At 37.2% G+C, this 22,412-nt stretch carries 17 protein-coding genes; all 17 read right to left on the bottom strand.

Going from position 1 to position 22,412, the window contains the following annotated elements; all coding sequences use genetic code 11:
* Positions 1-2 precede the first annotated feature (2 nt).
* Complete coding sequence (locus LS41612_RS08790) at positions 3-1,958, bottom strand: RHS repeat domain-containing protein (RefSeq protein ID WP_024361239.1); 1,956 nt, start codon at positions 1,956-1,958, stop codon at positions 3-5.
* Positions 1,959-2,133: 175 nt separating this feature from the next.
* Positions 2,134-2,304 carry an immunity 22 family protein gene (locus LS41612_RS08780; RefSeq protein WP_158694849.1) on the bottom strand — a complete coding sequence of 57 codons (171 nt, stop codon included), beginning with the start codon at positions 2,302-2,304 and terminating at the stop codon, positions 2,134-2,136.
* Between the two features lie 191 nt (positions 2,305-2,495).
* Positions 2,496-2,963, bottom strand: coding sequence for a hypothetical protein (locus LS41612_RS08775; protein WP_024361240.1), 468 nt, complete (start codon positions 2,961-2,963; stop codon positions 2,496-2,498).
* 306 nt (positions 2,964-3,269) lie between these two features.
* The gene (locus LS41612_RS08770; RefSeq protein WP_024361241.1) at positions 3,270-3,884 is read right to left on the bottom strand and encodes an Imm43 family immunity protein; all 615 of its coding nucleotides are present in this window, start codon (positions 3,882-3,884) and stop codon (positions 3,270-3,272) included.
* Between the two features lie 22 nt (positions 3,885-3,906).
* Positions 3,907-9,432: a DUF6531 domain-containing protein gene (locus tag LS41612_RS08765; RefSeq protein WP_024361242.1), complete on the bottom strand. Its 5,526-nt coding sequence runs from the start codon at positions 9,430-9,432 to the stop codon at positions 3,907-3,909.
* Positions 9,433-9,459: 27 nt separating this feature from the next.
* Entirely contained in the window at positions 9,460-9,858 is a 399-nt protein-coding gene (locus tag LS41612_RS08760; RefSeq protein ID WP_024361243.1) for a DUF4280 domain-containing protein, read from the bottom strand.
* 96 nt (positions 9,859-9,954) lie between these two features.
* The gene (locus LS41612_RS08755; RefSeq protein WP_024361244.1) at positions 9,955-10,452 is read right to left on the bottom strand and encodes a hypothetical protein; all 498 of its coding nucleotides are present in this window, start codon (positions 10,450-10,452) and stop codon (positions 9,955-9,957) included.
* Between the two features lie 18 nt (positions 10,453-10,470).
* Complete coding sequence (locus LS41612_RS08750; protein ID WP_024361245.1) at positions 10,471-11,565, bottom strand: pentapeptide repeat-containing protein; 1,095 nt, start codon at positions 11,563-11,565, stop codon at positions 10,471-10,473.
* Between the two features lie 16 nt (positions 11,566-11,581).
* The gene (locus tag LS41612_RS08745) at positions 11,582-13,084 is read right to left on the bottom strand and encodes a phage baseplate assembly protein V (protein ID WP_024361246.1); all 1,503 of its coding nucleotides are present in this window, start codon (positions 13,082-13,084) and stop codon (positions 11,582-11,584) included.
* Positions 13,084-13,725 (bottom strand): hypothetical protein, encoded by a 642-nt coding sequence (locus LS41612_RS08740; protein ID WP_024361247.1) that lies wholly within the window; start codon positions 13,723-13,725, stop codon positions 13,084-13,086. The genes LS41612_RS08745 and LS41612_RS08740 overlap by 1 nt, the downstream gene beginning before the upstream one ends.
* Before the next feature lie 154 nt (positions 13,726-13,879).
* The gene (locus LS41612_RS08735) at positions 13,880-14,653 is read right to left on the bottom strand and encodes a hypothetical protein (RefSeq protein ID WP_024361248.1); all 774 of its coding nucleotides are present in this window, start codon (positions 14,651-14,653) and stop codon (positions 13,880-13,882) included.
* A 40-nt stretch (positions 14,654-14,693) separates the two neighbouring features.
* A complete protein-coding gene (locus LS41612_RS08730) occupies positions 14,694-17,339 on the bottom strand; it encodes an acetate and sugar kinases/Hsc70/actin family protein (RefSeq protein WP_024361249.1) in 2,646 nt (881 codons plus the stop codon).
* A 24-nt stretch (positions 17,340-17,363) separates the two neighbouring features.
* Entirely contained in the window at positions 17,364-18,059 is a 696-nt protein-coding gene (locus LS41612_RS08725) for a hypothetical protein (RefSeq protein WP_024361250.1), read from the bottom strand.
* Positions 18,050-19,324, bottom strand: a complete 1,275-nt coding sequence (locus LS41612_RS08720) for a hypothetical protein (protein WP_024361251.1) — start codon at positions 19,322-19,324, stop codon at positions 18,050-18,052. Before LS41612_RS08720 ends, LS41612_RS08725 begins: the two co-directional genes overlap by 10 nt.
* A 4-nt stretch (positions 19,325-19,328) precedes the next feature.
* Entirely contained in the window at positions 19,329-20,963 is a 1,635-nt protein-coding gene (locus LS41612_RS08715) for a PP2C family protein-serine/threonine phosphatase (protein WP_233433838.1), read from the bottom strand.
* A gap of 47 nt (positions 20,964-21,010) precedes the next feature.
* Entirely contained in the window at positions 21,011-21,853 is an 843-nt protein-coding gene (locus LS41612_RS08710) for a PP2C family protein-serine/threonine phosphatase (RefSeq protein WP_024361253.1), read from the bottom strand.
* Positions 21,854-21,859: 6 nt separating this feature from the next.
* Entirely contained in the window at positions 21,860-22,384 is a 525-nt protein-coding gene (locus LS41612_RS08705; RefSeq protein WP_024361254.1) for an FHA domain-containing protein, read from the bottom strand.
* Positions 22,385-22,412 lie beyond the last annotated feature (28 nt).

Below are 22,412 nucleotides of genomic sequence, written 5' to 3'. Positions count from 1 at the left end.
TTTCATTCTATTTGAGTAATTGCGGGCTTATCAGTTATAGACTTAATGTCTTTATACACTCCGGCAGCATCAGACTTTCCATAAGCGGTTATTATGCCAGAGTCTTTTCCGCTAACTACTACAACATCTCCATCTTTATAAAATAGTAAATGATTATTGTTCTTATGATAAAAAATATTATCTGGATTGTCGAGTATATCCTTGATAACATCATGATTCATACCATGTTTATCCATATGCCCATTGAATCTGGATTCTTTCAGGTCACCCGTAAAGTTTTTTCTGAATTTTTCCAGTCTTTTTGCACCTTTACATTCACTTAATCCGAATGGATCAACAAACCTATTCGAATCACTAACATACCCATACAACGTAGGATTCCCACCCGCAAGCCCAATCGGGTCAACTTGCGTATAATTCCCTTGCTCTGGGTCGTAGTATCGGAATCGGTTATAATACAATCCAATCTCTACATCTTCATACTGCCCTTGATACCTAAACGGAATGAAATCTTTCTCACCCGTAAACTCGTTCACTCGCCCATACACATCAAGCTCCGCCGACCAAACCTTATGACCTTGTTCATCATAGGCTTCGACAGGTGTTCCTAGATAATCACTAATAATGCTGTAGTTGCCTTCACTCGTTATCTTAGCTGAAGGGACAAAGCCATCATTGAATACCCATGTAACGAGACTGTCTAAGTCAGCTGTCTGTGAGGCATTCTCCACTGAATTAGCCTGTGACAAATACTCATGCAAAATCGTATTGCCATCCCATACAAAATGAGTAGCTCTACCTTCCGAACACTTCTCTATCCGCCTACCTAGTGTGTCATACTTGAAAGTTACTTCTGTCATATCTGGCTTTATGACCTTGGCCATCATGCCATTGCCATAGTACTCGTACTTCCATGTATCTCCATTATGTTCGACTTTCTCTACGAGATTTCCTTCTTCGTCATAGGAGAATTTGGCATCTTTTGTTTCTAGTAATCTACTGCCTGCGCCATAGACACGGTCTTTTTTGTCTTTTGTTTCATATAAATTACCGACATCATCGACACTACGATATAAGAAATCAAATTGGCGACTGTCTTGATTGGCCCACACGAGGTTACTAAATTCATCATAGCCGTATGTCACTTTTACACCTGTTAGCTCGTTGACCATACTGCGTAATTGATGATTGACATCCCAATTGTAGGCACGTCTTCGCGTATCTCGGCTTTGGCTACTTACTCTGTGATGTGTTGGTCTACCTGTGATATCATACTGCCACTTGCTAATAACATCTCCTGGTAGGATTCTTTCAATCTCTTGACCGAGTTCATTGTATTGCATCGAGGCTGTCCACTGGGCTTGTTCGGAGCGAGAGGCTGTCATTTGTAAGACATTGCCTAGTTCATTACGCGTAACATCGATTTTAGCACCGAGGCTACTTGTTATCTGTGAACGATTGCCTAACTCGTCATAGCTACTCGCAATCCAATGATCGTTTTGCCACTCTTTGATGACTTGTCCAGATGGGTCACGTTCTAGCTTAACGGTTATATGCTCATTTTCCGTTTCTTGTAATGCGCCGTTTTTGTCATAGCTAAATGTTTCCCACGTACCATCATAGTAGTCAGAGCGAATAACATTTCCTAGCGCATCGTGTTGATACGCTGTCCAACGATTCCCTGGTCGTTGAATCCGTTGCACGATTCCTGCGAGGCTTCGCTCATACGATTTTTCCATGTCATCAAAGCCGATTTCCTTGATAATATTACCTTTAGTATCGCGTTCAAAGATGTACGCTTCGCCTTTTTCATTGATAACAGCGCTTAATTGCTCCTCTGTATCGTAGGTGAATTGTACTTGCTTGCTACCTTGTTTGCGAGACGTTAGGCTTCCAAGAATTGTGTAGTCAAAAGCGACTTGTGTATGGTTATCCTTTGCAAAAAATAATATCATCATAGGCATTGTACTTTAGTTGAACATCGTTACCATCAGATAGATGGGCGCGCACTAGGCGATTTAAATGGTCATAATGGAACTAAATAAGAATAGTAATAATAAAAACATATGTATAAAGAGTCTTATGACACTAAATACATATGTTCTATATTTATCTGCTTATGGAATTAGATTATTATAAATTTGTATCAAACTTTCCAATATAGTGTAATTCATTATAAAGTTTGTTCTTTTCAGTTACTTCTACTTCTGGATCCATATAGTAAAACATAGCATTAACCTTTTTTATTCCTTTTTTAATACAAATATCCTGTATTTCAAACAATGTTTCCTCTGATACAGACAACTCTCTTCCAATAATTATATACCATCATTTCTAAAGCTTCTTTAAGCATAGATAGTATTGTTAGTATAGTTCTTTCGTAATGTCGACTATTGGTGGTACTGTATAATCTTCTTTAATTTCGCCCATCCAGTCAAGGTTATCGTATTACGTTTACTACATTTTGAAAGTTATAGAAAAATATAGTGTTGTACTTAACTAATAAAATTATATAACCCATTGGCCTTCTCTTTATGAATTACTTCCAGCATGTTAAATAGTAATTTAACATTGTTACTTTTATCTATATCCGTCAAAATGGTATAGATATAGTTATGAACTGGACAACAAAACTTATTGTCCTCAGAGACTACACAATAGCCTTTATTATCATTTTTCTCTACATGCATCCATTTCCAACCATATTCTTTTTCTATAATAGTTCCATATAAAGAACCAATTTCAAATGCTATTTCGACAACTTCATCGTCTTTTATTTCATTATCTCTATAATTACCCAACGCTAATTTAATCGTGTCAAGGGACTTTAAATCATCATCACTATCTGTTAGATTTAATTTTCCCTTACATAACTCAGATAGTTGTTTTATTTCATCCATCTCATCCCTTTTTAATTCACGTACCTTAAGATCATCCTGGTAAACTACCCAATTTTCTTGCATGATTCTTACCCCCCTTATGATTTTTAAAACTTTGAAAATTTTGTAATTTACCTTTTTAATTTGTAGAAAGTATTATAGAATTTTAATTAAACTTACTTTTTTTAAGTAAAGTTGGTATATTGAAAATACATCTTTTTTCTTTTATCAAGGTTACAAACCCTTTTCAAAAGAGTAGGAAAAAAGCATTTATAAATACATAATTTATAAAATAAGAGTAGCAATATAATCTAATCTTAGGTTATTGCTACTCTTTTAAAGTATGTTTAAATTTCCCTATCACTAAGTACAATTTGTACCGCTACATTATTAGGGTTTATATACATCCGCTTCATTTGAGGGAACAAAGATAATACCTTTCAATTTAAGTTTCTCAGCTTCTATTTTAAATTCTTCCGAACAAAATAATATACTAAAAAGATTAGTAATATTTAATTGAAAAACATCTGGGAAATTATTCGGCTCTTTTAGTTGCAAATCCCATATTTTCTTTATTTGTCCATCTTGTTTATAGAATTCAATATTCGATTTTTCCATATCTATCTCATCTTCTAATCTATTATAAAATCGCGCATAATAATACTCTTTTAAAGATATACTTTCCTTATGCTTGTTAACCATATGCAATTTAGTATACTGAAAATTATTAATTCCAAATCTCAACAATAGATTTAGAAATTCTGAAGATATGAAAAAACCTTGACTATCCCATCTTAAATCAAAAGCATAACTTCTATCCTTTGAAACAAACCATAACTCTTTGGGTAACTCTGTTTTGATATTTTTTGTGGTTCTCCATTTTCCAGCATCAGATTCTCTTGCTCCAAATGGATCTTTTTCGAAAAATTCTGTATGCAATATTCCATCTAATAAAGTTGGGCATGACTTATCTTTCTTTTTAAAAATCGCATAAATATTGTCCATTTAATATTCCACTCTCTTTCATTTATGACAATCTGCCACAAGGAGTTTTAGTTTTTATTTTTCCAGAAATAATTTTCTTTCTTTGACTTCTTTGTAGAGATTCAACATACTGTTTTGCTTGATTCGCATTTATTCTCTCACTTTCAAACTTATTGTATATTTTGTCTAACTTTTTCTCTACCATTTCGGTATAGTTACGATGCCTTGATCTATGATACAGTTTTTGTCCATGAATTTTTGCATTTGCAGGACTATCTGACATTAATAAACCATTTGTAAAATGATCTCTCATTTCTCTAGGTAAACCAATACTATCTAAGAAACTAGCATATCGATCCCAAGTTAACTCAGGTATAAGATGATGTGCTTGCTTTCCATCGCCCTTTATTCCCCCTAGAGATTTATCTAGTGCTCTAGATCCTTTGCTTAATCCAAATAAATCAATCCATTTATTTGTATCATTCACATACCCATAAAGCGTAGGGTTCCCACCAGCCAACCCAATTGGATCAACTTGCGTATAATTCCCTTGCTCTGGGTCGTAGTATCGGAATCGGTTATAATACAAGCCAATTTCTACATCTTCATACTGCCCTTGATACCTAAACGGAATGAAATCTTTCTCACCCGTAAACTCGTTCACTCGCCCATACACATCAAGCTCAGCCGACCAAACCTTATGACCTTGTTCATCATAAGCTTCGACAGGCGTTCCTAAATAATCACTAATAATGCTGTAGTTGCCTTTATTCGTGATTTTTGCAGAAGGGACAAACCCTTCATTAAATACCCATGTAACTAGATTATCTTCTATAACAGTATTGGTTTGTGAAGATTTTAGATTGTCTAAAGTATCTGCAACATTCTGCTTGGAAAACTCATGCAGAATCGTATTGCCATCCCATACAAAATAAGTAGCTCTACCTTCCGAACACTTCTCTATCCGCCTACCTAGTGCGTCATACTTGAAAGTAACTTCCGTATTATCTGGCTTCATGACCTTGGCCATCATGCCATTGCCATAGTACTCGTACTTCCATGTATCTCCATTATGTTCGACTTTCTCTACGAGATTTCCTTCTTCGTCATAGGAGAATTTGGCATCTTTTGTTTCTAGTAATCTACTGCCAGCGCCGTAAACACGGTCTTTTTTATCTTTTGTTTCATATAAGTTGCCGACATCATCGACACTACGGTATAAGAAATCAAATTGACGACTATCTTGATTGGCCCACACGAGGTTACTAAATTCGTCGTAACCATAAGTCACTTTTACACCCGTTAGCTCGTTGACCATACTGCGTAATTGATGGTTGACGTCCCAATTGTAGGCACGTCTTCGCGTATCTCGGCTTTGGCTACTTACTCTGTGATGTGTTGGTCTACCTGTGATATCATACTGCCACTTGCTAATAACATCTCCTGGTAGGATTCTTTCAATCTCTTGACCGAGTTCATTGTACTGCATCGAGGCTGTCCACTGGGCTTGCTCGGAGCGAGAGGCTGTCATTTGTAAGACATTGCCTAGTTCATTACGCGTGACATCGATTTTGGCACCGAGGCTACTTGTAATCTGAGAACGATTGCCTAATTCGTCATAGCTACTCGCAATCCAATGGTCGTTTTGCCATTCTTTGATGACTTGTCCTGATGGGTCCCGTTCTAGCTTAACGGTTACATGCTCATTTTCCGTTTCTTGTAATGCGCCGTTTTTGTCATAGCTAAATGTTTCCCACGTACCGTCATAGTAGTCAGAGCGAATGACATTTCCTAGCGCATCGTGCTGATACGCTGTCCAACGATTTCCTGGTCGTTGAATCCGTTGCACGAATCCTGCTAGGCTTCGCTCATACGATTTTTCCATGTCATCAAAGCCGTTTTCCTTGATAATATTGCCTTTGGTATCGCGTTCAAAGGTGTACGCTTCGCCTTTTTCATTGATAACAGCGGTTAATTGCTCCTCTGTATCGTAGGTGAATTGTACTTTCTTGCCACCTTGTTTGCGAGACGTTAGGCTTCCAAGAATTGTGTAGTCAAAAGCGACTTGTGTATGGTTATCCTTTGCAAAAATAATATCATCATAGGCATTGTACTTTAGTTGAACATCGTTACCATCAGATAGATGGGCGCGTACTAGGCGATTTAAATGGTCATAATGGAACTTTTCCGTGGCTCCAAGCGGATTAGTTGTGCTTATGCAGTTCCCACGCCTGTCGTATGTCCATGTTGAACTTGTCCCATCTGGCAATGTGACTTGGCTTAAGTTTAGATCAGCGTCATACGTTAAGCTTACCATATGCCCTTGCGCATTTGTCACTGTATCGATTAAACGATGCTCATTATAGGAAAATTCAGTCTTTGTACCATCTTCTAAAATCGTTGCCTGTAATGTCCCGTCTTCATTATAAATCCACTGACGACTGCCGCCCTCTGGATTAACTGCCAGAATCAATCGATCTTTGGCATCATGCTGGGAAGATAAAGTACTGCCATCTGCAAGCGTCATCGTGACTGGGTTGGCCCATTCATCATAGCTGTAAGTTGTTACGCGACCATCTTCATCTACTTCTTGCAGTAATTCAAAGTCCTCATTATAGTTATAGCTGACCTCACTACCATCTGGATACATAATTTTCGTACAGAGGTTATCTTCATTAAAATAGTAAGTACTTGTATGCCCTAAGCTATTGGTAATTTCGTTATAGCCATCGTGATAGGCAAGCTCACCCGCTAGGACATTGCCATCTCCCCATGTTTTAATAACGCGCGCACCTGTAGTTGGCCCATCGTAACGCCAGAAGAAGCTATTTTTATTGCGGTCTATTTTTTGCATCATTAAGTGATTGACATACTGGATATGTGTACTTTGTCCTAATGCATCTTGGATTTCGATTAAATCTTGAACATCATTGTAAACATAGCGCACTAACACTTCACGACTCATTTGGTTGCGTAAAGCAACTTCCGTCATTCTGCCCGCTTCATTGGTCGTAACATCTAGTATGCGCCCTACGCTATCTGTTACTTGAGATAAGAAGCCTTTTGGGTTATACGCAAATTGAATATGGTGGTCTTGCTCATTTCTTACTTCTTTTAATCGATATGTCGTTTCGGTTGTTTGTTCAAATACATAAAGCAAGCGTGTATCATGCTCAAACAAATGGTATTCCACACCTGTATTTTTCAGGGTCATTCTTTCTTTTTTATTAAAATATGGTAAATTAATTGGTAAAATTGGAAACCCTACTGCGCGACCATCCGTCACCACAATGCCAATAAGGTCTTCTTCTTCAAATATCTCTAAGGCTAGATCGTATGTAAAGTGCATACCATGCCCGGTTAAACCAACTCGACTACTATCACTGTACCACGCACGTTCCCATGCAAGAGGGATAGGGCCTGGAAGTTCAAAGTCGACACCTTCATAGATCATGCGCCCGGTAATTAAATCAACCGGTTCAAAGCCTTTTTTACAGAATTTATCACTTAAACCTTTTGTACAGTTAAATTTCTTTAATACTTGATGATTGAGTTTGGTTAACTCTGTTTTGGCCATCGCCTTCATACCATCGACAGCTTTTGACACAGCTAGCACTTCATCCATCGAAGCGATTACTTTATCGGCTGCTGTTTTCATGCTTTTTGTGCCTTTGTTAGCCAGTGCTGACACAGTATCGAGTGTTTGCGCAACTTTGGAGTAAGCGGCTTTCATCCCTTTTACTGCTTTTGAAGCATTCACCGCCTTATCTGCAGCCTTGGCGGTTTTACTAGCTGCTTCTGCTACTTTTGCGGCTTTATTGGCCTTGTAGGCTGTTTTTGCAGCATCACCAACGATTGGCACTGCACCGACTATATTCATCGCCGCGCCCATATAGTCGCCTCTTGCCAAGCTAATACCAGCGTTGGCAATATCCGCGAAAGTCCCGATACCTGGAATAAATCCAGCAACATCTAACGCTAAACTAACGTTATCAAGCACCTTACTAAAGAAGCCTTTTTTCTCTTTTTTCTGCTCTGCTTTTTGTGGGAAGATAACATCCACTTTGGATGTAGCTTCGATTGCTTCTTCATTTAACTTCGGTGGTTGACTTTTTTTCTCTATGCCTTCTTGTTCAATCAGTGTACTAATTAACTGTGTGTCCGCTGCAAGGATTATATGGCTTTGCTCCTTTGCTGAAATGGCAATCCATTCCTCCGCTTCTACAGATAACTCGTTCATACCACTCATCTCAAGTGTTTCATCTGCCGCTAGCATAATGGTACTATTACTTTGAAATGTTACGCCTTCTCCATCATCCATCTTAAGATCCAATACGCCATCTACTGCACTAAAAGTAATATCACCCACACCTAATGTCATATCTTTCCCCGCATTGGTCGCCAATGATTTCACGGTCGTGTCTGCCATTTTTTTCGTTTGTTTTTGCCCACCCTCCGGTGTAGCAGGTGCAACACGCACCGAGCTAATGACAATGGCATCTTGTTCCACAGCACTTGGAAAATGCAATTGGGCACGAGCACCTTTTTGCGGCATTAAATACATGACACCATTTGCATCTGCTGAATAAGCAAACCAATGTGCTTTTTCTTTCTCTTGTTTTTTATCGATATCTAAATGAATTTTGACCGTGTTTTGCGTAACATCAATGATTTTCCCTGTAAAGGCTGCGCCAATCAAATCTAAATTGCGTACTAATCGCTGACGAATACTTTTTTCTGGTTGGGCAGTATATTGGAATTTTAGTACACCCGCTTCGAGATGAATTTCCCGAACCGTAATTATATAGGATTTTCCCTTTAATTGTACCGATGTACCCAACTCGTACGCTTCTGTGCTTTCAAACTCACAAAATGTATAATCAGTTTCACTTACATCTGTACCATCGTTTTCAGTAATTAATCGATACGTATCTATATCCATATGTAATACAGAAGGTAGATGGTCGATTGTTATACGTTTCTTACTTTCGGGTGTGCCAAACCAAAATCGTGGTCCCTTTCCTTGTAAATCAGGAAAAACAACCGCCTGTAGATTAGAAGCCATTCTTTTAATAAATGTCCAATCTGTCTCCATATATTGAATCGAGATATGACCTATTGCTTGACCGTTGGACACCTGGTCGATGTAATCCCCATGAGGATAAGCCCCCACAATGGTATCTAGTAACGCTACATAGGTCATATTCGCATCTTGAAAAGAACGCGAGCGTTTTTCAACGTCCATATTGGCTGTAAACGATACTGCCTCGACATAGACATAATGCACCCCTTGCGCTGCCTGCAACTCTGCATTTTCAATTCTACCTGAAAACAAGATGTCTTGTTGTCGACCAAATTTTACAACGACTTCATCGGAATGACTGACACGTTGAATATACTTTTGTGCTTGCTCTTCCGCAATCATTCCTGTAAAGGACAGTCTTGCATGATCATTGCCTTGATGTTTTATCGTTAGTTTATTTATATGAATAAGAGGATAAGGCCACTCGAGCACAAGATCCTCGTACGTAGTTATCTTGTTGACTTCCTTTTCTCCTAGCGTTTTCATTACTTACCTCCTTTCAAACACTCTTTTTTAAAAGCCTTGTTTCGGTATTGTTAATTCCTCTTGTCCATCATGCACAATATCAATTTTTCCTCCACCTGCTGAGCATTGCGTATGACATCGGGACAATAACGCTTGCTTGCCCTCGATATTGACATTTTCCATTCCTTCCATCCAGTCGATGGAGCATGCAGGCGTACATGGTTTTTTTAATTTCAGGCACACGCCAAAGGTTGGGATGTTGTCAGGTTTACGATCGCCCACATTCAATACGGCTTTCCCTTTAATATAAACGCCATGATCCTGCGGTAAATTTAAATAATTTAGATGACTACCATGCTCACAAGAAATAATTGCTCCATGAACCACATAACTAAATTGCTCTTGTTCTGAACCTTCTGTCTCCAAATTTTCTACAACTTGAGCCATTTAATAACCTACCCTTCGTATATGTTTCAAACTACGACTTATTCTTTTTTTGGTTTGACTCCAGATGCATCAGTATACTTTAGCAATCAACGTTTTTTAGCTTCTTTCAAGTTTTACTCGCTGCAACTGAATGCCAAGAAATGGTCGTCTTAATATACTTTCTGCCACATCTAGATTAACGATTGTAAAAGAATTTCCTTGACTATTGACTTGAAAAATATAATCTAATTCAACCTTTTTCGGGTTTATCACAAGCTCCTTGATACGTCCATCTGGATAATACGTGGTTTCATGAGAAATACAATTCTTCTTTTCAACCTCCATCAACCAATACAAGCGCTGTGTCCCCTTTTTTACATCCGTAAAAACAATAGCTGTAAACGCTAAGTGATCCTCATATTTTGCTAACAGCTTTTTTAATTGCTCTGACACAATTGTTCGAGGCTTTTCTAAATAATCTAGATATAGCCCCTGTTCTTTTTCCACCACTTCTGCAAATACTGAAGAGCACACAAAATCATCATCAAGGTCCGTCTTCAAAGGAATAATAGGATTGATAATACTTTGGTCTTGTTGAACAATAAAGTATTCCATTTTGTCCTCCTGTAAGCTTCAAATCCAATGAATGTCTTTTATCTGGGCTTGGCTAAATTGATACTTCGCTTGATCTCGTTGAAAAAAAGTGGCGCCCTTTAAATTAGCACCCGTAAAATTAGCACCTGCCATTTGTGCAAATTCAAATTTTGCCTGTTGCAAATTCGCATTGCTGAAATCCGTACCAAGGTAGCAAGGAACTTCATTATTAGGAAACTTCAATGTTTTTCCTTGTGCATGTCTAAAATTAACACCAGCTAAATTAGCATTTCGAAAATCTGCATCTTGAATCATTGCATACGAAAAATCAACATTCGCTAATTGACAACCAATAAAATTTGTACCGATGCAAACACTTCGATGCAATGAAGCCTCTGCTAAATTACTGTCTTGGAAATTGGCATAGGAAAAGTTCATATGGCTCAAATCTTGTTGCATTAATGATAGGTTTGAAAAGTTTTCAAACGTATACGATTGGTTCGCCTCTTTCTTCTCTAACGATAACAGGATATCTTTTTCCACTTGTTGCCGTTCGTCAATCAGTGCAATATCTTCACTAAACCCTTTATATTCGCCAGCTCGGAAACGCAAGCATGTCGCGCGTTGAAAATTGATTGTAGGGACGCTTTCTTGGTGATAGCGAAAGAGATAACGTAGCAATTGGACAATATATTGATGAAACTGTATAACGGTCTGCTGCAGAATGACTCGAACGTCCGTTGTTTGAATGCTAATATATGACTTTCTTTCTTTTTCTAGCGTATTTTGTAAATCCCTCATCGCTTCACTAAGCCAATGTGCTTCATATTTTGCTGTGCATTCTACCCAATCGAAATACCATGTTTCCCCATATACTTCCAGCAAATACGTAAACTTGTTTTCTAGTAAAGATGTTCGTAGCAACGATAGATGAATAAAAGCAACTGGGGCTAACTTACCCTGCTGTTGCTGTCTGCTAATATTCGCAAATAGTTGTTCAAATGCGTGAATGATTGGTTGAAGTAAAACATCCTTGTCTTGACGAAACTGTCGATCGACTATTGCTTGTAACCGGTTGACATGGACTACCACACATTCATCTATAAAATGCTGTAAGGCTTCTTCTCGTTTCATGCGTCTACATTCCCCACTAATTTGCTCGTACTTCTGTTCCTTTAATCTCCATTTTGTCCTCCATCTTGATTGAGTTCTCTTTACATGTCATCTCAATTTTTTCATTGGCATTGATCATAATCTGCTTGGCATTAATAACGACTTTGTCTGTTGCTTTTAAGTTAATGTTTTTATCACTAATAATAGAAATACCATTATCATCCATTAACGAAATCATTAATCCACCACCAGAAATGACAATACGATCAGGAGCTAGTAGAATTTGTTTACCATGCTTCGTTCTAAGTGTTTTTACATCTGGATCAGCCATACGTACTGGGTCTTGGCGGCTATCCTCTGGAGGTGCAGCACCACCGCCCCCACCTTGACTGGTCGGATTCGTTGCTGCTAACATAGCACCCGATTGTGGTGGTGCTTTGGTCACGGAGCTAATGGCAATCCCCTCATCCTCACGGTTGCTTGGGAAATAGATTCTCACATTGTCAGATAACTCTGGCATAAAATACCACCCTGTATTATCTTCTGACGCATAGATTGTTGAATATGGGAACCAATAGGCTGTACTCTTTTCTTGCCCCTCGTCAAAATCGACATGAATGCGGATTTTATCTCCTGCCACATCAATGACTTTTCCTTGAATAGACGCGCCGATGATTGCTTGATTATACGTCGTGTGAACACTGAAACCATTCTTTGGTGTAAGCGTATAAATATGCTTCAATAAGCCATTTTTAAGCTTCGATACGATTTTATAAACATATAGTTTTTTGGCTTGGAACGTGACTTCGTTGCCGATTTTGAATAGTTGGGTCGATTCTACTTCATAATACATATAGTCACTGTCCGTAATGCTGTCGAGATGATTTTTACTAGAAATAAGGAAGTTACCAATTGCCTTTTTCACACGGTAATTAATTGCATCTATTTTCTGTACAGCACCTGCTTGAAATGGTACGCCGAAGTAAAATTTTGGTGCACTATGAATTGTGTCTGGCACTAAGCCCGTATGAAATCTAGAAGCCATACGTTTTAGAAACTCCCAGTCTGTCTCTAAATATTGCATTGTAAAGCTACCAATACTAGCACCCTTTGTGACATGATCCATAAAGTCGGCACCTGGTTGGTCGGCAATACATGCATTGATTAATTCTGTATATGGCATCTTAGCATGTTGGTACGTTTGGTTTTTTTTCTTCACATCTAATACATACGTATGTGAAACTGCCTTCACCTCCAAATAATACGTACCCAGCACCGATTTCACTTGTACATCTAATGCTAATCCATTAAAAATAGGCGATTGGCCATTACTGCCGATTTGCAATACTTCGATAGCTGTTTCAGCGTCAGTCATGTAAACGTAGGAGTCTTCAAGTTCATCTGGTATAATGCCTGTTAAATGTAATACCGCATGTTCATTCATTTGTTGTGTGATTTCGATTTCGCTGACGCGGATATTATAGGGCATCACAATTAAATCTTTATACGTCATTGCTGTTTCCTTGTTAACTCGCTCCATCAAACAACACCTTCTCCATCCAATGATTTGTTTTCGATTGAGATTAATTCCAACATGCCATAAGCAATCGGTTGCCATATATCCATTTCTTTTTTCAAGCAATTAACTGAACCCATAGCCACATGGCCATCTACTATAAATAAAAACATTAAATTATAAATTTTGTTATCGAGTGCCTTCGAAATAAAATCAAAATAACCAATTTGTAGACCGTTCACTTCTTTCATGCCGATATCTAACATTTCAGCACCTGGCTGGAACTTTTGCACGATATTCATCATCGCTTCAGTAAAATCTTCTAACTCTTCTTCTTTTAATTGTTGTTCCATTAGTTTCATCGTGACGTTTATGGACGTGCTATCACTTGTGTAAATGTAATCCGGTCTACGGCTTGATGGATATTTAATATTCATTAATTCCGATTCCATCTCTTCAAATGCTACAGGCATAAACATTTGTATTTGATTCTCGTAAAAGCCAATCTGTGCAAATTCAATTGTTTCATCTTCAATTGTTAGCTGGCCATTTTGAATGGCTTTCACAATGTCCGTATGTAACAATTGCTTTTCAATGTTCTCTGTTCGTTTTTTCTGCCTTGCATGCTTGGTCATCTCAATTACTTCTTCATCCATATAACTCATTTTTTCGCCCTCCTTTGTTAAAAAGTCTTTTAGTATGCATAGACCTTCTTTTATTTTTCTTATAGCTAGTGTTGGTATAATACGACTTGCTTTGTGATGAAATCGTTAAAACATGCTCTTCTCTATTAATCTTGTTTTCTTAGCACATCACTACCTAATCCACAATCATACGTTTTGGGCGACCTTGACTGAGTCCCTTCATACGGCTGCCACCCTTTACGTCCATTAAAATACGATTTAAATACTTATGAATTTGACTATTACTTAACGTTTGATAGTCTAGCTCTAGCCTATTGCAAATATAGAAATCAATCGCATCTCGTTGCACTCTCTCCTGATTTAAACACTCTAAGGCAAAAGCTATATCATATGGATTGGTTGGACGATATTTTAAAAGCTCTCGTGCAAAATATTGCAATATAAGTGGGTGGTAGGTGCTTTTTTGTATGCCAGCATAATGACAATGATGATAGTTTACTGTGTTATATTCAGTTGCAAAGTCGAGAAAGTCGATATGCTGTGAGCGCAGTTTGGCTCCTAATTTTAATTTAAAGCGTGCTAATTCTAGTTCATTTTGTGCAAGATCAACGGAATCATCTAAAATAATTTCTGTTGTGTAATGGGTATAATCAAGGTTATTCACTGCTTCAGGAAATCGTACTTTTAATATCGTTTCGTGCCCTGTAGCTTCATAAGGAAGCTCATAGCTACTATGTAGCATATATAGCCTTCCATTATGCTTAATAATGCCTTTTGTAATAATGAGTTGTGAATCTGCTACAATAATATGGACACCCGCAATAATGCCATTCGAGTAATCTTGGAAATACAGATCTAAAAACTCTCTTGGATAATCTCGTAAATTCTCCAACATTTCTCGCTTTAAAATACGACCTTTTTGAAAATGTGGATATTGATTGGCAAACAAGCTGTCACCCACCTCTTTTCTTGTTTTCACTTTTGAGTGCTTACTTTAAGCCGTCGAAGAAATCTAATTCGGATAACTCCGTTTCAAACGCAAAGAATGCTTTATTGCCAACAAAAAGTTGTTCTTCTCTTCTCGCTACAGGAACGACATGGAAACCCCAGTGATCTTCTGCGGCAAATACAAAGAACTTCACTTCGCCATTTGTAATGGAATCCGTCTCATCTTGTGGAATTTTATCTTGATATTGCGCTGCGATATTTTCATATAGAGTCGGCGTAAAGTCTTCTTTACGGTTTATATAAATATATTTATATGGCGTTTGGTTATCGCTACCCGTTAGGAAGAATTCAACTTCCGTCACACCCCAAGGTCGAGAAATGCTGCCATGAATTTGGTTCAGTCGTTCTAAACTGCTTATCAGTAATTTTTCTTGGCGGTTATGTGTAAAAGCACTAACAGCATAAGGCACAACAGGCGCATGGTTCGTGACATTCGTTTCAATCATGCCTATCTTTTTGGCATTTAAGTAACGCAGTGCGCCTCTTAAACAAGATAATTTTAGTTCAGGTACTTTCCCGACGTTGTCAGCCTTTTGCCTAAATTCAATACTTCGTCCAGGTACAAATTCCTTTAATGCCTCACGAAAAGCATCAATTTTACACGATTGGCCTGTTAACTTAATAATTGAATATTCGCTAAGTTGTCCATTTTCATAAAACTCTTCCAAAAACTCTCGTACAATATCATATATATCAGCCTTAATAAGATGGTTAATTTCCTTAATATTAAAAAATACGTTCGGATAATCATACACATCTTTGAATTGATTGTTTTCTACTAAAGATAGACACCATCGGTCAACAGCAGTTACGTTCAAATCGCTCTCCTGCTGTAAATCTTTTTCCGAATAAAAACGACTTCGTAAAATGCCTGTTTTTCGGAAAAACTCCTTCTTCATTTCCTCAGCCATTTCCCATAAAAAATAATAATTATTGCGCACGCGCAAATACTCATCACGCGTACGATTTTCATATTCTTTAAAACGTGTAGGAATAATGTCTTCTGCTTCACGAAAGGCCTTTTCAAATTGTTCATAGACCGCTTCCACACCATAATCGTCGACATAGCGATAGATATCCTTGCCAGGTATATCAATGAAAGTATCAATATCGTAGACGCTTGTGCCACGACTATAATAATTGCTAAAGACAATTTTCATAAATTGAAAAATTCGATAGGTAATATTATTACCGCCAAAATTTGTATCTCCATTTTCGTACGTTGTATGGATATCAATTTTATAAGAAATATGTCCATCCTCTATTGCAAATTGACAAGACGATAAATCGGTCGTACCACCTCCACAATCAATTACGAGTGCTTTATACTTTTTTCCATCCATAAAGCTATTATTCTCGATTTGATTAGCAATTGTATTATAGAGTACGGCCATTCCTTCATCGAGTGCATGCTCAGTTTCAATTTGATATTCTGGCAATATGGCGTGGAACATATCTAAAAATTGTGTCTTTAGTTTCACTGGACTGGAAATATGCAAATGCTTAAAGCGACATTTAAATTGATGCTCCGCCATGCGTATTATATATAACAAAAATTCCCTTATAATTTGACTACGAGGAACAATGGCTGTATTGCCGTTTGCATCCATTACTTCTTCTAATTTTGTATAATTACTAACCCATCGTTTAATTCCTTGAAACTTTGTGGCAAGAGAGGTATAGCTATTTTTTTTCATCATCTTTAAAGCATCATAACCGACATGATAGTTTATTTGATCTGGATTCGAACAATCTGCCACACTCATCACAGTCGGTACTACTTCAATCCATTCGTTTTGATGGAGAGAATCAGGAAAAGCAACAAAGTTTATGGTATTTAAGTGAATTCTTTTATTGAGCAAATCGTGACTACATGGCGAGGACACATAATCACTATCTAAATAGACTCCTGCCGTCGTATTAGTCGTTCCAAAGTCGATTGCAAGAATAGCTGTAGTTGTTTCAAGTTCTTTAATTTCTAAATCTGGTATAGGTACCTTATAATAATGGAGATTAGTAGGTGGTAGCGGATGTTCTTGATAATACGTTTTGTACATATACTCTGAATCTTGTTTTCTTAAAAAAATAAAGCTGTAATTTTTGTTTTTCGTTTGTCTAATGCCAATTGCTTGATCTGCAGCTAGAAAATAACGATTTGGATATTGGTCATCCTTGCGTAAATTCAGAAGACCACATAGCTCAAGCTGCTCATTCACTAGCAACACATTGGACTCTGTAAGAAATCCACCTGTTTCTACGAGATACTGATCAGGCTTATCGATTTTCATGCCATTATATAAACTCATCTTTGCAGGAATTTTAATTTCTCCATTATCAGAAAGAGGCGTCTTTAAATATGTTTGCATCGCTGCTTCAACTCGTTCAAAACCCCCATCTTTCCGCTCTTTTATAAGAAGGGTTTCTTCAGCACCACGATAACGCAATATCGTTTCGATGAGTTGATCTCTTGTAAGAGTATTCATAAGACCTGTAACCAACTTTTCCTTGTAGCAAATATTTCGAAGTTGGAAAGTTGTCATCTCCATTAACTCAACCCGTGTAAATGTCATATACTTCTTTTCTGTGTAACGATTATTCGCATACAGCTTATACGAATATTTATTCATCCTGCATCCTCCTCCGCTAAAAGATCAATAAAGGGCTATTTGATCTAGCTTCATGGTCTCCTCTGTACCGATTATGCCAAAGTGATATTCCCAATAAACCTCCATATGGAAACTTACTGGCAAAAACAGTTCTTGAATAAGCTGCACTTTGCTATCATTGCGTTCAGTCTTTTTTTGAGCAATGTATAACAGTAGCTCATCGTGTTCCTCTGATCTAACATAAATAACACAGTGCTTAAAGAGCTTTTTGAGTGTATCTTTTAACAGATAAATAGCATCTCCTGTTTGATATAACCTTAAAAGATTGAGTACTACTATTTCTTGTTCCTTTTTCGTCAAAGCATATAAATTGTCCCGTACTCGTTCTCCGAATACGTTCATTTCCATTTCTTTCAATATAAATCGAACATAATATTCTCTCTTATTCATACCTTGCATGCGATCAATATCGGCTAGAAAATGAAGGACGATATCGAGTAAGTATTCTCTTAATTCCAAATCTGTTAAATTGTCAGGATGAAATAGGTCTTTAAATATTTCATCAAAGCGATAATATGGATTGATCTCCATATGTTGCACTACATCTTGTGTATTTAATAATGGTGGACTTAGTTCCATATATGGTGAGAATGTTTTAGCAAGCATAAATTGAATATCCTTTTTACTAAAACCCTTCTCTTCTGCACTAATAAGAAAATCCCAAATATAGTTCATAGCCATGTACCTTCGCATTTATATTCAAAGAACTGCCTTTGTACTTCGGCCACTAGAAAGCTTAAGATGTCGTTTGAAATAAAATTTTTGGCCTCTTTCGCTTTAAATTCCAACAACATCGTTTTTTTGTTACTGTGCTCGCCTAACATATTTATTAAAAAAGGATTGGCTGCATAGCTAAAACTTTTGCCTTGGAATGCCTCCATAATTTTTATGTCAACAAGTTCTAGTTTTTCTGCTATTTCAAATGAATTAACTAGGCGAATTATTTCTCCTTTTGTTTTCACATTTACGCTATACTTACTAGCAAATTTATGCATAAAACGATCCATTCTGCGATTAGACAGTAGCTCGTAATGTAACTTGCCAATCTTTTCTTTTTCCAATTGTGCTATTTTTAATAATTGCCAACTTCCCGATTTATCTTGCGGAGATACGACCGTCAATTCACTGTCGGAGCGCTTAACATATCTAACATTGTTTTCATCACTTTCAATGAGATAGCCATGCTGGTTTCCCATTTTTCGAAGCGAAAGGACATGTTCATAATTCACTTTATCAATTGCAGGTATTGGAAATCCTACATTTTTTACTTCGTGCCTTTGAATGTTCCACAATGGTACCATGTTCAGGTGTTTCATTTGTTCAAACTCTTGTAAATCAATGGTTATGTTAATAATCTCCGTATCCTCGTTGAAGGTCGGACATTCAACTAACACAACATCAAAAAACTTGTGGGCAAAGGGATGATTGATTGTTTTCCACGGTAACCCATTCATATGAAATATAGGATATAATTTTTCAATTTCATCTAAATACATTGTATTTTTTTGCAAACGCACCTTAACCTCTACAGATCCATCTGTCGTTAATAGTGTTCCTGTAAAAAGTCTTTGTTCCGTAATTAATTGATTAAGTTGCCATGTATCACATTGTAAGAACAATGTAAGAAGGACTGTTTTTTTATGTTCATTTAGTGAATCGAGCAATGTTGCCGCATCGATTGGCTGCTTATCAAGATCAGATGGGAGCATCGGGAATAAGCAATCATGAATTGGATCGACATCTTCTTTTGCACAAAGTGTGACATAAATATCGTACTTATTTTCCAAATCATCAATTTCATTGAATATCCGTTCCTCTAGCCTTTTATTCATTTCTTCTTGATAGTCTATTAAATTGACAAATACGCCACTAACAATATCTTTTAACAGTTGCCGTTGCTCTAAATTTTCAACTTTACGTAACCGTTCAAACATGAGCTCTTTCATCACGTTACTTTCCTTCTTTCATCATCTCCATATTTGAAGGCTCTTCAGCGCCTGTTGCTTCATCCATCGATGGGGTTGCAGTGTCAGCTGCTTGTCCTTGAGGAACTGGGTTTAATTTATCATTTGCATTCATAATTTTTCGCTCTAGTCCTAAAACCTTTGCAAGTAACTCTGTTTCCTGATAAATTTCCTGAGCCAATGTGTAAGATTCAATTGCTTTCCCGTAATCTAAACGTGCATAGCTTTGGTCTCCACTCTTTTCTAAACCTTCAGCTTGTAATTGTTTCTGAGCCTTCTTTAGTTCAGCTATTTTTTCTTCTGTTTCTTCAATTTTTGTCTTGATTTGCTCTTCACCAGTAAAAGCAACAGCTAGCGCTTTCTTTCTTGCTTTTTGATAGATTTCTAAGGCACCATTATAATCTTCAGCCTCAAATCGAAAATCTCCATCCTTGATAGCTTCCACAATTTGTACGATGGAACCCATATTCGCAATTCTTTGTTCAATGACTTCTTTTCCAAAACCTTTTATAAGTTTTCCTTCTTTATTGGCTTTTTCATAATGTTCCATTGCTTCAGAAAATTGCCCTTCTTCAGATGCCTTATCTCCATTTATGATGAGTTGTGTTACTCTTAATTTTTTCGCAAGCAAATTTCTATGTACAGGGTCTTTTAATTTTTTCGCAGCATTTCTGCCTTCACTATATTCCAGTAAAGCATCCGCATAATTCCCATCTTGGAAATTCAAGTTTCCTGTCTTTTCATGCTCTTTCATCTCTACTGTTAATTCTGCTAATTTTTTTGCTTGTTTTGCTTGATAGTAAATCGTACTACCCCCAACAATTAATGTTACAATAAGCGCAGCAGCAATCATTTTGATGTATTTCATTTTTTTCTTGTTTGTTTCTTGATAAACTTTATTAGCAAATATCGCTGCCATTGTATAGTTATTGACAACTTTGCGCTGCCTACTTAATAGTACTTCTTCTAATAATTCAGTATATTGCTCCGGATCCTTTATACTTTCCAACGCATCAGCCATTTCAATTTCACTAACTTCTTCCCAAAATCCAGCTGTGCATAGTAGCAACACATCGCCATCCATAAGTTTCATCTTTTTCGAAATATACGGTTGGAAATTTGATGGTTTACCAAGATAATTGAGTAAATTATTTCTTTCTTCATGATGGCTGATATCGAGAGAACGGTTTCTATCATTCACTAGTTCATCTGCTAAACTTTGATCATTGCTTTTATAAGTCACGATGCCATTTCGAAAGTGATAAAGTCGGGAGTTTCCTGCTACGGCATAGATCATTTTAGAGTAATCCGAGACGACCATGATAATGCTTGCTTTTAACCTTACCCTTAAGCTTTGGGCCTGAAGAACAGCTTGGGCATTTTTTATATACTTTTTTATTCTCTTTCTAGACATCGAAGGTTTTTCCATAAACTTTTCCAGAATGCCTTTTACTGCTAATTCTGCACTATTGATTTCTTGATCAGAATCTAGCCCTTTCACTGCTACCCAGCAAGCAACATCATCCAGCTCCGCATAAGCAAAGTAATCTTTATTTTGCATAAATGAACCCGCTTCAGATAGAAAGCTTGTTTTGAAGTCGCTGTTTTCCTTTCTCATCATTCTCCTCCTTCTTCACTAACCTAATCAGATGCACATCTTAACAATCATTAAGCCCATGTCTTCTCTAATATCACAATGGTTGCATTGTCTTGATTTTTTAAGCGTTTTTGTTCGACAGCTTTGATTATATTTTGAGCAATATCATAAGGAGGAGCGTGCTGAGAAAGGATTCTTTCCATTTCTACTTCTGTTAAGGTATCGTAGACGCCATCGCTAAATAGACAGACCTTATCCCCTCTTTTTAGCTGAATCGGTTTATTTCCAGTATCTAAATTTTTAAATCCCTCATATCCTAGATAATTAATAAGTCTCTTTTTAAGTGGGTTTTCTTGAACTTCTAGTTGAGAAATTTCTCCTGAAATATAACGTTCTTTTAATACAGATTCAAAGATATGTTTTTGATTAATTGCTATAAATTCTCCATTTCGAAATAGCGTAATAACACTATCTCCAACAGCTCCCCAATGTAGGAAACCTTCCTTATCAATTACTGCAGCTACTAAAGTGGTTCCCCCATTAGAACCATTTAAATTTTCTACAATCATGCGATTACTTGTTAAGGCCGTTTCCTTAAAATAAGATTGTATATTTGCTATACTTTTTTGCTTCATAAACTCTTGAATAAATGTGGTAACTGCGATTGTACTTGCCATTCTTCCATTGGCTAATCCGCTAATGCCGTCTGCAAGAACTGCCATCGTGCCAACTTTTGTTTCAACTGTAGAGAAATAATCATCTTGTTCGGCTCGTCTGCCAATAGTTTGACCATTTCCTATTTCTATCTTGCCGAGCTCTCCTTTACGCATAAGAATCTTGCGTAGGATGAGCAAAGCCATGATGACGACAATGAAACTAAGTACAATTATGTAAGATAGTAGTGTCTGATCCATGTCTCATCATTCCTCGCTTTGGTTGTTTTCCCATTCGAAGTGAACACCACATAGGGGAATAAATAAAAACATACTTCTTCCTAATTGAATAACATCGTAGGCCGCTAACTCTGTTGGTGTATAAACTGCTTCATTATTTAAATAAGCCAAGCCAGATGCATCTCCTGGAAGAAGATAGAAATTTCTTTTTTTAGGATCGTATACTATAACTGCATGATTACGTTTGGAAATGCTATTATCACCGATTATTCGTATATGCATATCTTCTGCTCGGCCAATGAAATTTTTCTCAGACAAAATTCGATAGTCACGTCCCATTGGTGGCCCTTCAATACAAACTAACCATCCTGTTACAGGGTCAATCCCGTCCATTTCTCCAAGATAGGGCATCGTTTTATCATCTACTTCTGCCACCGCTGTTGCTGTAGTAGTTCTAGGCTCCTGTTCAACCGTTACATTACAATAAGGACAAACATTTCTATGTCTTCTTGAACTAAACATGTGACCATTTGTACATCTAATCAAACTCATATCATTAACCTCCATCTTCATCTTGGCA

This window comes from Lysinibacillus sphaericus, from assembly GCF_002982115.1.
Classification (GTDB): Bacteria; Bacillota; Bacilli; order Bacillales_A; family Planococcaceae; genus Lysinibacillus; species Lysinibacillus sphaericus.
The sequence above is the reverse complement of the archived record's forward strand: the minus strand, read 5'-3'. Positions and strand labels throughout refer to the sequence as shown.